Consider the following 13,004-nt stretch of genomic DNA (forward strand, 5'->3'; position numbering starts at 1 on the left):
TGACATTAATTTCCAATCCTATTAAAACATTAGATAATAAACCACCAATTTGGCTAATGCGACAAGCTGGTAGGTATTTACCTGAATATATGGCAGTACGAAAAGAGGTAAAAAATTTTTTAGAATTTTGCTATGATGTAGATAAGGCAACAGAAGTAACACTACAACCGATAAAACGTTTTGGCTTTGATGCAGCGATAATTTTTTCTGATATATTAGTATTGCCTCATGCTCTTGGTTGGGAAGTAGATTTTAAAGAAAATATTGGACCGGTACTAAAGCAATTTAAATCAAAAGAAGATTTTAAGTATTTGCAAAATAATTCCAGCGATAAATTAGAAAAAGTATATGAAATAGTAAAAAAGGTAAGAAAAGAGTTGCCTAAATCCACTTTTCTAATAGGTTTCGCAGGTAGTCCTTGGACAGTAATGACTTACATGTTAGAAGGAAAAGGTAAACAAGACTTTAGAGTTAGCAAAAAATTTATTTATGAAAATGAAGAATTAGCAAAAGAATTACTTGAGTTTATTACGGAAAAAACAATTCATCATCTTATAAATCAAATAAAATCAGGTGCAAATATAATAAAAATATTTGATTCATGGGCTGGTATTTTACCAGAAGAAGAATTTAATCACTTTGTGATAGAACCAACGAAGAAAATAATAAAGAATTTAAAAGAGGCTTTTCCAAATATTCCTATTATTACTTTTCCCAAAGGTGCAGGGCTTTTATATGAAAAATTTCTAGAAGAAGTACCAATGGATGTTTTAGCTATTGACCCGTTAATACCGCTTGAGAAAATGAAATTATGGAGCAATAAAGTAATAGTGCAGGGTAATTTAGATCCGGTAGTATTGCTTACTGATAAAATAATAATAAAAGAAAAAATCCATAAAATTTTATCGGTAATGGGAAATAAGAATTTTATTTTTAATCTAGGTCATGGTATTTTACCCGAAACACCACCAGAAAATGTAGAATTTTTAGTAAAATGCATTAGGGAATATGAATATAAATAAAAAGAGAATAGCAATAGTGCTTTTTAATCTAGGCGGTCCAGATAGTCTTAAATCAGTGAAGCCATTCCTATTTAATTTGTTTTATGATAAAGCTATTATTGATCTGCCTAACCCGTTGCGTTATGTTTTTGCTAAATTAATCTCTACAACGAGAGAGAAGAAATCTCAAAAAATCTATTCTCTAATAGGTGGTAAATCGCCTTTACTTGAAGAAACAGAGAAGCAAAAACTAGCATTGGAAGAAAATTTAAAACACGCCATCCAAGAAGATTTTAATATCTTTATAAATATGCGTTATGCCCCGCCGCAAATAGAAGAAACAATAGAGCAAATAAAAGAATATAATCCTACAGAGGTGATATTATTACCATTATACCCTCAATTCTCAACTACTACTACAGGCTCATCGGTAAATAATTTTTTAAGTAGTTTTGATTTTAATATTCCGGTTAAAGTTGTTTGTTGTTATCCGATAGAAGAAAATTTTATAAAAACTCATGCTGCTTTAATAAAAGAAAAAATATTTGATAAAGACTTTCGAATATTATTTTCAGCTCATGGCTTGCCTAAAAAAATAATAGATGCAGGAGATCCGTATAGTTTTCAAGTAGAAGAAACAGTAAAAGCGGTGGTTAAAGAGTTAAATATAAAAGATTTAGATTATAAAATAACTTATCAAAGTAGAGTAGGACCTGTAGAATGGTTAAAGCCAAATACTGAAGATGAAATAGAAATAGCAGGGAAACAAAATAAAAATATAATAATTGTACCTATAGCTTTCGTTTCAGAGCATGTTGAAACGCTAGTTGAGCTTGATATTGAATATAAATTAATTGCGGACAAATACAAAATCCAATATAATAGAATCCCAACACTTAGCACAAATAAAATTTTTATTAAAAGTTTGACAAGCATTTTATTAAAATTTATTAATAAAAAAGAGGATAATTTTTTAGTAGCTAATAGTAATGGTGAAAGAATATGCCCTGATAAATTTAGTAAATGTTTATGTTTTACCTCATTTCTACATAAGCGGAATCCAGTAAATAAAAAATTATAAAAATAAAATAAGGATAGAAAATGGCAAGTTACTACCTATGGTTTAAATCAATTCATCTAATTTCTGCAATATGCTGGATGACCGGATTATTATATTTACCACGAATATATGTTTACCATACAAAGGTCAAAGTAGGTAGTGAAACAGATAAAACTTTCCAAATAATGGAATTAAAGCTCCTTAGATTCATTATGAATCCCGCAATGATTAGTACCTTTATATTTGGTTTAATAAACGCTTATATTTATGGGTTTGCTGCCCTTGATGCTTGGTTTCATGTTAAGATGTTTGCAGTATTAATTTTAGTAATATTTCATGGCTTACTTGCAAGATGGCGAAAAGATTTTGCAAATGGCAAAAACTTTCATTCTGAAAAATTTTACCGCATAGTCAATGAAATCCCTGCTATTTGTATGATTGTTGCAGTGATCATGGTTATAGTAAAGCCGTTCGATTAATATATTAGTTTTATTTGAAAAACGGTCTAATTTTCTTTTTATTAGCTACGTTATATAAGAGTCTAATAAAACTTAGTCTCTTATCTTTTTAAAAAATTCTTTCATTAATAAGGCGGAATTTTTAGCAAAAATTCCGCTATATATTTCTGGTCGGTGGAAGCAGGCTTTGCTGTTAAAATATCTCAAATTACTCTCAACTGCTCCATGTTTTGAATCAGAAGCACCATAAAATAAGCGTTTTAATCTGCTATGAGCGATAGCTGCTGCACACATGGCACAAGGCTCTAAAGTAACGTATATATCGTAATCACTTAAATTTTTGGAAGATATAATTTTACATGCTTCATTAATTGCAATAATTTCAGCATGATAAAGAGCATTATTTTTTTCTTCAGTATTGTTATAACTTTTAGTTATAATTTTCTGATTTTCTCTATCTACAATAACTGCTCCAACTGGCACTTCGTTTTTACTAAAAGCAATTTTCGCTTGTTTTAAAGCTTCTTGCATGAAAAAATTATCAAAATTCATCTAACAATATATTCACGATAATTGACGTGTTCTTCTACTCCATAAGGGTCTTGGTGGATTATTATTTCAGAGTCAGGGAATTCTTGTAATATTTTAAGTGCAATTTCATCACTAATTTCGTGAGCATCATAAAGCGACATATTGCCATCCATTTCTAAATGACATTGTATAAAAGCTTTTTGAGCAGCATATCTAGTTTTCATTTCATGCACACCTTTTACGCCTCGATGCTTATTAACTATTGCAATAATTTTTTGTCTATCTTGTTCTGGTAGTTCATGGTCAACTAAATTTTTAAAAGCTTTTTTGAATAAGGAATAAGAAGTATGAAATATATATAATGCAATAACTACCCCAAATAAAGGATCAACAAACCAAAAACGATCGCTTAAATTTAAAGAGATAATTACTATAACATTAGTAAGTAAATCAGTAAAATAATGTAACTTATCGGCTTTAATTATATCTGACTTAGTTTTTTTAATTACATAGGTTTGATAAAGCACTAAGATAATCGTTAAGAATATACATATATACATTATAGTAGTACCGTCGCTAATATTCTCCGGTTGTGTTTTTTCAAATAAGGATTTGATAGAGGAAAAACCGACAAAAAAAGCTGAAGCAAAGAAAAATATTGATTGAGAGAAAAGTGTTAAATCTTGTATTTTTTCATGTCCAAATCTGTGATGATAATCTGGCGGTTGCAATGCAAATCTTAAAGCTATTAAATTTATAAAAGAAGAAGTTATATCAAGCATTGAGTCAATCAAAGAAGCAAGTATTGACTGCGAATCAGTCAAAAACCAAGCATATATTTTTACGCTTAGAATAATTAATGCCGTAGTAACTGATAAGTAAGATGCCGATTTTATTAATAAATTCCGACTGTTGATATCCATAAATAATATTTCTAATTCCTCTTGATAGTTTAACAAAGAAAATATAAAATTCAAATAGAATTAGGTTTATACTTTACAAAATTCCAAAAACCATATAATTAGTTATATATAGTACTTTAAAATGAGAAATCATATGAAAATAATATCTAAAATTATTGTTATATTACTTGCAGCTTCAATGTTGCAAGCATGCCAAGGTCCAGGTGGCATGAATAAACAAGGTAGTGGTACGCTAATTGGCGGAACTTTAGGAGGACTTGTTGGTTCACAATTTGGTGGTGGTACGGGACGACTTGCTGCGGTAGGAGCAGGTGCATTACTTGGTGCAATCCTTGGCAACCAAATTGGTGCAGGTATGGATGAACAAGATAGAAAACTTGCAGAGCTTACTTCTCAAAGAGCTTTAGAAGCTGCACCAAGCGGTAGCAGTGTACAATGGCGTAATCCTGATAATGGTAATTATGGTACTGTGACACCAAGCAAAGCTTATAAAAATAATACCGGTCAATATTGTCGTGAATACACCCAAACAGTTGTAGTAGGTGGAAAACAACAAAAAGCTTATGGCACTGCCTGCCGTCAACCTGATGGACAATGGCAAGTTGTTAATTAGTTGAATAGCATCATTGCGAGGTGATGCGAAGCCTCCTCGGTGTCATCCCGTGGCTTGACTACGGGATGACAATGTTTTATTTACACAAAATTCACAGGAGCAACTTATGACTTTTGAAATAACAAGTACGGCATTTAAGCATAACGAGCGTATTCCTGATAAATTTACTTGTAAAGGTCAGAATATTTCTCCGCATTTAGAGTGGAGCGGCTTCTCTTCAGATACTAAATCTTTTGTTTTAATTATGGATGACCCAGATGCTCCGGTAGAATTAGCACCGCCGCAAGGCATATGGGATCATTGGATAATCTACAATATTCCGGCTTCTATAACGCAACTCCAAGAAGGAGAAGTAAATGATGATATTAAAGTTTTAAATAATGGTTGGAAAGAAAAGAAATATGGTGGTCCATGCCCGTCAGCAGGTAAACCCCATCGGTATTTTTTCAAGTTATATGCTTTAAATGATTACCTAGAACTAGAAGAAGATGCTAGCAAGCAAGATTTAGTACTAGCTTTGCAGAAGCACCTTTTAGGGCAGGCGGAGCTAATAGGTATTTACTCGACGTAATGGATGCTATATCATTACTTGCACTGTGTCATCCCGTGGATAAGCCACGGGATGACAGGAGTAAACTAGTCCATGCAGCCCATAATAGAATTTAATAATGTATCTAAAAAATTCGGTAATAAATTACCGATAAATAACGTTAGTTTTACAGTCAAAAAAAATAACATCACTACTTTAATAGGACCAAACGGAGCAGGTAAAACTACTATAGTTAGGTTAATGCTTGGGCTTGAAAAACCAACAAGTGGCGAGATTATAATTGATCCTAAATTAAAAATCGGTTATGTGCCGCAAAAATTTAATCTAAGTTCTGATTTGCCGATTACAGTAAAGAAATTTTTAGATTTACTAGCACCAAATAATCCCGCTAGTGATATTAAAGAAATTCACTCATTCATTGATTTGGAGCGTTTAAAAGATCAGGAAATTTCTACGCTTTCAGGTGGGCAGTTTCAAAAGGTAGTTCTTGCATCCTCTTTGCTTAGTAACCCAAATTTAATTATTTTAGATGAGCCACTACAATCTTTAGATGTTACAAGCCAGCAAGAATTTTATCAGCTTATTAGTTTAATCCGTAAGAAGCTAGATATTACTGTTTTTATGATTTCACATGATTTATTTACAGTAATTAAAAATTCTGACCAAGTAATATGCTTAAACGGTCATATATGTTGCACCGGAACCCCAAACGCTATAACTCCAAACTCTGATTTCTCAAATGCCCTTTCTTCTCTAGGCTTCTATACTCACCACCATGATCACAAGCATTAGTCTATTATATGCTGGATAGTATATTTTTATATTAACTTAATAGGGTTGCATTTTTCTATAGGAGTGTTTAATCCCTCAATGATCGAATTGCTTAATTCTTTGTTAGAAGCTACAAATATTGTTTCTTGTGTATCTTCGTTAATAATTATAGTATAAAGCATGTCATATTTTACTCCACGTTCCACGTTGATCTTGAGTGAAGCAATCTATAGGGTTGTCTTGTCCGGTAATTTGATTGATCTTAGAAGTTAGGATTTTTAAATCTTCTGGCAAATCGGTTATTATAATTATTCTTTTGAAAATACCAATATATTCTTTATCTTGTAAGATTTTCTCTATATTAGGTGGTGAGATAATAATAAGCACACTAGCCTTATTAGGATTTTGTAACGTATCAGTAATATAAATAGGCTGTTTTTCAGGCTGCGGGTCGATTTTACTACCGTGAGGAATGAATTGTTTACGTGAATAAGTCCAAAGGTTTTTATTTAGCATTTCTTGCTGTTCTGTATCAACAGTAAGTACAATGCTCTTAAGATCAGAATAATAACATTTCTCTATTAAAAGAAATATTGCTTTCAGCAGTAATTCATCACTAGTTTGATAAATACTAAATTGCTGCATAAAAATTTCATATTGAAAATTTAAATGGTACGGATGAAGGGACTTGAACCCCCACGCCTTGCGGCACAAGAACCTAAATCTTGCATGTCTACCAGTTCCATCACATCCGCATATACTTGTTTTATTTGAAAAATTGGTTATGTTGTCCAATTTTGCTTTAATGTCATTCCCGTAAAGGCAGGAATATTTCCATCAAAAAATTATAATACACATCGTATAATTTTTGTAAATCGCTAATTTTGGTATATTCATTTATTTTATGTGCAGTGTCTGATAATAAACCGAATTCTACTAAGGAGCAATAATTTTTAACAAATCTTGCGTCCGATGTACCGCCGCTTGTAGAAAATTTTGGTTTTATATCAAGAGTTTTTTCTACTATCGTAGCAAATTCTTTTATCTTATCATTAGGGTTTTGAATAAAGCTATCGGCAGACCTATTATATTCTAGCTTATAATCTACTTTATACTTTTGGCAATATTGTTTAATAATTTCTTCTACTTGTTTTGCTAGTGTTTCTACACTATGTAAATTATTAAAACGTATATTGAAATGTGCCGTTGCTGTTTCGGGTATCACATTTGTAGTGTTATTATCAACGTCAATATTTGTTATTTCAAGATTTGAACTTTGAAAAAACTCCGTTCCTTCATCAAGTTTTACATTTGTTAGTTCGTTTAATACTCTTATCAAGCAAGGTAATGGATTATTTGCTTTTTGCGGATAAGCTACATGCCCACCTAAGCCTATTATACTTAATTTAAAGTTAACACTTCCTCTTCTGCCAATCTTAATAGTGTCTCCTATCTCTTTTTCACAAGTAGGTTCACCGACAATAGCAAAATCAATTTCATGCCCTTGGTTATAAATATATTGAAGCATTTCCTTAGTGCCATGTTTTGCTTTACCCTCTTCATCGCTAGTAAGTAAAAAGCTAATCGAACCTACAAAATCGGTATTATTTTTTATGAAGTCTAAGCTAGCTCCTAGAAAGCAGGCAATTGCCCCTTTCATATCAACTACCCCTCTGCCATATATTTTTCCGTCCTGCTCATGAGCTTTGAAAGGATTAGAATTATACCAAAGGTTAGGATCACCAGCAGGAACTACATCAACATGCCCAACAAAGCAAATATTAGGCTTATTATTGCCGTAAACAGCATAAAGATTAGTAACTTGCTCGATCTCACCAAAAATTTTTACCTCGGTCTTAAAACTATGTTTTTTAAGTAAATCCTCAATATATTCAATAGCTCCATTGCTCTGGGGAGTTAGGGATTCGAACCCAATTAAATTTTTTAGGTGGGTGATATGCATAAAAATTTTAATTAAATCATACAAGACTATAATAGTACTTAAGCATAAAAGCAACTTTTCTCCTATTTATAAGAATAAATTACTATTAAAAACTATACTTTAACTTTATTAAAAAACTTCAATAATTTATATTAATAATCTCGATATAATATTAAATAGTATGAGCATAGATAATAAACTAAAAGAATTAATCAAATCAGGAACTTTTGTTGGCATAATATTAATTATTGCATTCACTTTAGCAATTACCGTCAGTAATACCAGTCTAAGAGGTTATTATATTTTTCTTATTTACAGCAAAATTGCCTTAACAATAGGAAATATAAGCTTAGAAACAACTTTTATAGATTTAGTTAATGATGGTCTTATGACTTTCTTCTTCCTATTAATAGGTTTAGAAATAAAATTTCATTTAGTAGAAGGTGAGTACAAAAATAAAAGAAAATTAGTGTTACCCATGGCGGCAGCACTTGGTGGTGTAGTAGTTCCTGCGTTAATATATGTATTTTTCAATTATAATGAACCTGAATTGATAAAAGGATGGACCATTCCAATAGCAACAGATACTGCTTTTGTACTTGGTATTTTATCTTTTTTTAGACGATATATCTCTTTAGAACTACGTGCTTTTATTATTGGTTTTTCATTAATTGATGATGCTGTTGCTTTAATTATTATCGCTTTATTTTATACTAAAACAATAAATATACTGGCTTTGTTTATTTCTTTTGTGATCATAATTATCTTGTTTATATTAAATTATAAGCAAGTAAAGCATCTATTATATTATACAATTGTTGGGGTGCTTTTATGGGTAAGTATGGTCGAGGCAGGTATTCACGGAACTTTATGCGGAGCTATAATAGCACTTTTTATACCAGTTAATATTAAAGGACAAATTAATAGTTCTTTTCATAAGCTTGAAAAATTAATACAGCCTTTTGTAAATTATTTTATTTTACCTTTATTTGTGTTTATGAATTCTGGAGTTCTTCTAGAAGATTTCTCCTTTAGAAGTGTTTACTCTAGTTTAACTTTCGGAATAATATTAGGTTTATTTATAGGTAAACAACTCGGAGTTATGCTATTTTCCTATCCATGCGTGAAGTTTAATTTCTGTAGCCTACCAAGTAATACTTCGTGGTTAAAATTTTATTCTATAGCAATTCTTGGAGGAATTGGTTTTACCTTAAGCTTATTTATAGGCGGTATTACGTTTGAAGGCGGTTGTCCCTCAAACTCTATGAGAGTAGCAGTAATTATCGGTTCGCTACTTTCTGCGTTGTTTGGTATATTAATAATGAGATATTGTACAAAAAGTAAATGATGTAATTTTTTATATATTTTAAATTGACAAGATTTTATTTGCTTCATGAAATCTAGATTCAATTTTATAAAGGTAAAATATGCGTTCAATAATTCTAACTTCTATATTAGTATCTGTAGCTTTCTTAACCAGTGCTTGTAACACAATGCAGGGAGCAGGGCAGGATATGCAAGCTGCGGGTAAAAAACTTGAACAATCAGCAGAAAACAACAAACCTAAAAAATCCTGTAGCTGTAGTTAATAAACCGTTACTAAATGGTCGTTACGTTTAACATAACGACCTATCTATTTTTCTATTCTAATTTCGACTTTTCTATTTCTTTTTTAGACAACCCTGTAAACTCTATTATTTGTTCAATAGTTTTATCTTTTAAAAAAATTTTTGGATTATATGGATTAAGTAATATTACTTCTTTTATCTGATCCTCACTGCTTACTATTGAATTAATAATAGAATATAAATAAGTCCTTGTTTTCCTCCACTCTAAAGATTTTTTTAAACGCTAAATCTACTCTTTATATTAGCTTTTTTGTTGATTTACCAATTTATATATTTCCTTTTTGCTATATATGTTTTTAAATTTTTCATAAGCAAGGTCAGTAGTACTTTTAGCACTTAAATCTTTACTCAAACATGATTCTATAAACTTTATTAAATCGAGTTCCAGCTTTTCTTCTTGTTCTTGTAAAACCCCTGAAATTAGTAATACTATCTCGCCTTTTAGAGTATTTTTTTGATAAAATGCTATTACTTCATCGATATTTGCAGTTTTTATTTTTTGGTAAAGTTTAGTAAGTTCACGTGCTACACATATTTCACGATTTCCGAGTATTTCCTTAGCTATTAATAAAGTGCTTATTAAGCGAGTTGCAGCCTCAAAGAAAATTAGAGTAGCACGGATATTTGCAAACTCAGTAAAAAGCTTTTTCTTACTTTCTGTAGTTTTAGGTAGGAACCCGCAAAATAGAAATCTATCTGTAGGCAAAGCAGACAATGTTAGTGCTGTGATTGGTGAAGATACGCCAGGCACTACATCTATGTGGCAATTTAGCGATCTTAAATCTCGTACTAATTTATATCCAGGATCAGAAATTAAAGGAGTACCAGCATCGGAAATTAAGCTTACTATCTTATCAGCTTTTATTAAATTTATAATATTCTCTCTGTCTTTCTCATCACTATGATCATTATAAACTTGTAATTTAGTACGAATATCATGTTTTGCTAGCAATTTTTGTGATACTCTAGTATCTTCACATAAAATAATATCCGAGCTTTTTAAGGTTGATATAGCACGAAGTGTAATATCATCAAAATTGCCAATCGGTGTCGAAATAATATATAATCCTGCTTTTAAAAACATAATTTTTTAATTTTGTAGTAATATTATGGCTAGTATAACACGAAACTTTGCAAAAATCATTTTAATGTTTTTTTGTTCCCTATATCTATCATCCTGTCAAACTTCCAAAGAAGAAACTATTGTACCTGTAAAAAAGGGACAGAAAGAAATCGAGATTGCTATTTTGATGCCTAACCAAGGTCCTGATAGTGTTGTTGGTAAGCAATATAAAGATTTGATTAAAATGGGTCTTAATGATGGAGTAAAATCTTATATCCATGTTACCTCTTATGATGGCTCAGATGAAAAAAATGTATTAGCTGCCATGGATAAAATAGTAGCACGCAAAACTAAAATTATTCTAGGTCCTTTATATTCTAACTTTACTTCTTTAATAGCCGAAAAAGCCAAAGCCAATAATATTGTTATAATAACTATGTCAAATAACCCTGCTCTTGCAGATGATAAATTATTTGTTTTTGGTCATGCACCTTTAAAACAACTAATACGAATCGTTAATTATTATGGAAGTAGTCATAAGGATTTTATGGCATTACTGCCTACAGGCAAACACTCTCAGACTGTTAGCCAAGTTATGCAAAATATCTTGATTCAAAAAAATGCTACCTTAGCACTTACTGAATTTTATGAAGATAATCCTGAATCTATTGCAAAAGCTGTAAAAAATGTTTCGGATAATACTGATGTTATAAATGAACGCAGCGATACAACAAAACCTATTATCTATATATCAGATGACCCAAAGAATTTAAGCTTACTTGCTGGTAGTATTAATAAATATAATTTAGATAAAAAAGCTATACTAATTGGTGATAATCGTATTGATGTCGATTGTCCAGAAAATATTGATATTAGCTTCACTGGCTCGTTAAATACTCTTAATAGTAACGTTCCTGAGCGAGCAAAGGCTCTCGGAATTAACCATATGGGTTTTATGCATTTGCTTGCCTATGATTTAGGGCGTATGACTGCCAGCTTCATAGGAAATGAATTTGATTTAAGTAGATTTTTAAATAGAATAAATAGTAGACAAAATTATATTGGTCTGTCTGGTAATATTCATTTTATTGATTCGATAGTCCAAAGACAATATGATATTATCAGAAAAGAAAATAGTGCTTACACTACTGTTTCTGGAAATTAAATAGCTAAAGTTTAGCAGTCATTACGTTATGGTATTGTTGCGTGGATCATTCTCCCCTGTCATCCCGTGATTTATTCACGGGATCCAGTTAAAAATACTAATAAAATTAGTATTTTTTATTATTTTCTGGATACCGTGGACAAGCCACGGTATGACACCGAGGACATTTTTCCGATCCACGCGGGCAATGCCACCACGGGATGACACGCTACCTACCAATCCTTGCTGTGCAGATTCTTTCAGTGATTTCTTTTAATTTTTCTATTCGCTTAATAAGATAAAGCAGTTGTTCTTTCATAATCTTATAATTTTTATCATATCGTGCATCAACATACGATTTTTTTAACAACTCAAACATTCTTTTTGTTCAGCTGCTGCTATAGGAAAAACTTGTAGTAATTCATTGTTATAGTTTTTTGCCATACTACCTAGTTCTTCTATATCGTGTAGTTTTGGCTTATAATTAGAAAAAACTAACAAAATGGCACTATAAAAACTTTCAGAATCTTTTAAATAGTTATTTGCTCCTTTTAAAAATCCTTTTCCTCTTCCAAACCAATATTCAAAATAATCTTGAGCAATTTCTTTCATCTCGCTCCAAGGTAAATCTTTATCTTCGCTTAAAACATATTCACTGCTATCATAAAAAAGAATACCTTCTTTTTTTATATCGGTATAAAAATAACGTCCTTTTTCTAGTTGCTTATTTACTTCCTCTATTGATTCTAAAATTATTGATATCCTTGAATCATAAGGGATAATCTGATCTTTTATTACTCCTTTTCTTTTTAATCTTGTATATATTCTATCTTTTAAATTTAAAGTAGCATGCCCTTTATATTTACCTTTCTTCAATATTATTAAAATATCTGTATCACTATGATAGCCATTAAGTAGATCACGCACCCAATCACCTCTTGCATATGATCCATATAAAATAATCATAGCGATTTTGTCTTGTGCAAGCTCTAAAATTTGCTGCACTATAAAATTTAGCCGACCCTTAATATGTAAAGAGCGTTCAGGTAATACGGTTTTCATTTGAATATTTATTTTCTAGTTCGTCATCCCGTGGCAACATTGTCTGCGTGGATCGAAAAGTGCTTTCGGTGTCATTCCCGCAGAGGCGGGAATCCAAAAAATTTAAATAAATACAATTCTTGATTGTAAAAAACAGTTGTATTTATGTTTAGTAATTACTGGATTCCTGCTTTCGCAGGAATGACATCGGAACCATACAACAATGCCTCCACAGGAATGACACCGGAGTCATACAGCAACCTAGGTCAAGCAACTAGA

The 13,004-nt window shown here is 31.1% G+C and carries 14 protein-coding genes, 1 tRNA gene and 1 pseudogene; 9 read left to right on the forward strand and 7 right to left on the reverse strand.

Translation table 11 applies throughout. From position 1 onward, the window contains the following. Positions 1-36 precede the first annotated feature (36 nt). From hemE to hemJ, 3 genes and pseudogenes are all read left to right on the forward strand, one after another. Positions 37-978, forward strand: a pseudogene (gene hemE / locus ACICQC_RS00005) (uroporphyrinogen decarboxylase); the annotation flags it as partial. A gap of 30 nt (positions 979-1,008) precedes the next feature. Next, positions 1,009-2,082 (forward strand): ferrochelatase, encoded by a 1,074-nt coding sequence (hemH, locus tag ACICQC_RS00010; RefSeq protein WP_395476940.1) that lies wholly within the window; start codon positions 1,009-1,011, stop codon positions 2,080-2,082. Positions 2,083-2,102: 20 nt separating this feature from the next. Beyond that, positions 2,103-2,540 carry a protoporphyrinogen oxidase HemJ gene (gene hemJ / locus ACICQC_RS00015; protein WP_395476941.1) on the forward strand — a complete coding sequence of 146 codons (438 nt, stop codon included), beginning with the start codon at positions 2,103-2,105 and terminating at the stop codon, positions 2,538-2,540. Positions 2,541-2,612: 72 nt separating this feature from the next. Here hemJ and ACICQC_RS00020 read toward each other — a convergent pair whose 3' ends face one another. Both ACICQC_RS00020 and ACICQC_RS00025 read right to left on the reverse strand, forming a co-directional pair. After that, positions 2,613-3,071, reverse strand: a complete 459-nt coding sequence (locus ACICQC_RS00020) for a nucleoside deaminase (RefSeq protein WP_395476942.1) — start codon at positions 3,069-3,071, stop codon at positions 2,613-2,615. Further along, positions 3,068-3,973 (reverse strand): cation diffusion facilitator family transporter, encoded by a 906-nt coding sequence (locus ACICQC_RS00025; RefSeq protein ID WP_395477723.1) that lies wholly within the window; start codon positions 3,971-3,973, stop codon positions 3,068-3,070. Before ACICQC_RS00025 ends, ACICQC_RS00020 begins: the two co-directional genes overlap by 4 nt. Before the next feature lie 133 nt (positions 3,974-4,106). Between ACICQC_RS00025 and ACICQC_RS00030 the strand changes: the two genes are divergently transcribed. From ACICQC_RS00030 to ACICQC_RS00040, 3 genes are all read left to right on the forward strand, one after another. Then, positions 4,107-4,586 carry an RT0821/Lpp0805 family surface protein gene (locus ACICQC_RS00030; protein WP_395476943.1) on the forward strand — a complete coding sequence of 160 codons (480 nt, stop codon included), beginning with the start codon at positions 4,107-4,109 and terminating at the stop codon, positions 4,584-4,586. 106 nt (positions 4,587-4,692) lie between these two features. Then, positions 4,693-5,157 (forward strand): YbhB/YbcL family Raf kinase inhibitor-like protein, encoded by a 465-nt coding sequence (locus tag ACICQC_RS00035; protein WP_395476944.1) that lies wholly within the window; start codon positions 4,693-4,695, stop codon positions 5,155-5,157. A 72-nt stretch (positions 5,158-5,229) separates the two neighbouring features. Beyond that, positions 5,230-5,928 (forward strand): ATP-binding cassette domain-containing protein, encoded by a 699-nt coding sequence (locus ACICQC_RS00040; protein WP_395476945.1) that lies wholly within the window; start codon positions 5,230-5,232, stop codon positions 5,926-5,928. A gap of 162 nt (positions 5,929-6,090) precedes the next feature. On the opposite strand, the gene ACICQC_RS00045 is transcribed toward ACICQC_RS00040, so the two are convergent. The 3 genes from ACICQC_RS00045 to dapE form a co-directional block, all read right to left on the reverse strand. Continuing rightward, positions 6,091-6,552, reverse strand: a complete 462-nt coding sequence (locus tag ACICQC_RS00045; protein WP_395476946.1) for a DNA polymerase III subunit chi — start codon at positions 6,550-6,552, stop codon at positions 6,091-6,093. Positions 6,553-6,577: 25 nt separating this feature from the next. Continuing rightward, positions 6,578-6,662, reverse strand: a tRNA-Leu gene (locus tag ACICQC_RS00050). 53 nt (positions 6,663-6,715) lie between these two features. After that, complete coding sequence (gene dapE / locus ACICQC_RS00055) at positions 6,716-7,870, reverse strand: succinyl-diaminopimelate desuccinylase (protein ID WP_395476947.1); 1,155 nt, start codon at positions 7,868-7,870, stop codon at positions 6,716-6,718. A 160-nt stretch (positions 7,871-8,030) separates the two neighbouring features. Between dapE and nhaA the strand changes: the two genes are divergently transcribed. Continuing rightward, positions 8,031-9,197 carry a Na+/H+ antiporter NhaA gene (nhaA, locus tag ACICQC_RS00060; RefSeq protein WP_395476948.1) on the forward strand — a complete coding sequence of 389 codons (1,167 nt, stop codon included), beginning with the start codon at positions 8,031-8,033 and terminating at the stop codon, positions 9,195-9,197. A gap of 79 nt (positions 9,198-9,276) precedes the next feature. Beyond that, the gene (locus tag ACICQC_RS00065) at positions 9,277-9,438 is read left to right on the forward strand and encodes an entericidin A/B family lipoprotein (RefSeq protein ID WP_011478066.1); all 162 of its coding nucleotides are present in this window, start codon (positions 9,277-9,279) and stop codon (positions 9,436-9,438) included. A 280-nt stretch (positions 9,439-9,718) separates the two neighbouring features. On the opposite strand, the gene rsmI is transcribed toward ACICQC_RS00065, so the two are convergent. Beyond that, complete coding sequence (gene rsmI / locus ACICQC_RS00070; protein WP_395476949.1) at positions 9,719-10,561, reverse strand: 16S rRNA (cytidine(1402)-2'-O)-methyltransferase; 843 nt, start codon at positions 10,559-10,561, stop codon at positions 9,719-9,721. 25 nt (positions 10,562-10,586) lie between these two features. On the opposite strand from rsmI, the gene ACICQC_RS00075 reads away from it, so the two are divergent. Then, positions 10,587-11,705: a penicillin-binding protein activator gene (locus tag ACICQC_RS00075; RefSeq protein WP_395476950.1), complete on the forward strand. Its 1,119-nt coding sequence runs from the start codon at positions 10,587-10,589 to the stop codon at positions 11,703-11,705. Between the two features lie 342 nt (positions 11,706-12,047). On the opposite strand, the gene ACICQC_RS00085 is transcribed toward ACICQC_RS00075, so the two are convergent. Then, positions 12,048-12,746 carry a nucleotidyltransferase domain-containing protein gene (locus tag ACICQC_RS00085; protein ID WP_395476952.1) on the reverse strand — a complete coding sequence of 233 codons (699 nt, stop codon included), beginning with the start codon at positions 12,744-12,746 and terminating at the stop codon, positions 12,048-12,050. Positions 12,747-13,004 lie beyond the last annotated feature (258 nt).

It is taken from the genome of Rickettsia endosymbiont of Pantilius tunicatus, from assembly GCF_964291875.1.
In the GTDB taxonomy this organism is placed as follows: Bacteria; Pseudomonadota; Alphaproteobacteria; order Rickettsiales; family Rickettsiaceae; genus Rickettsia.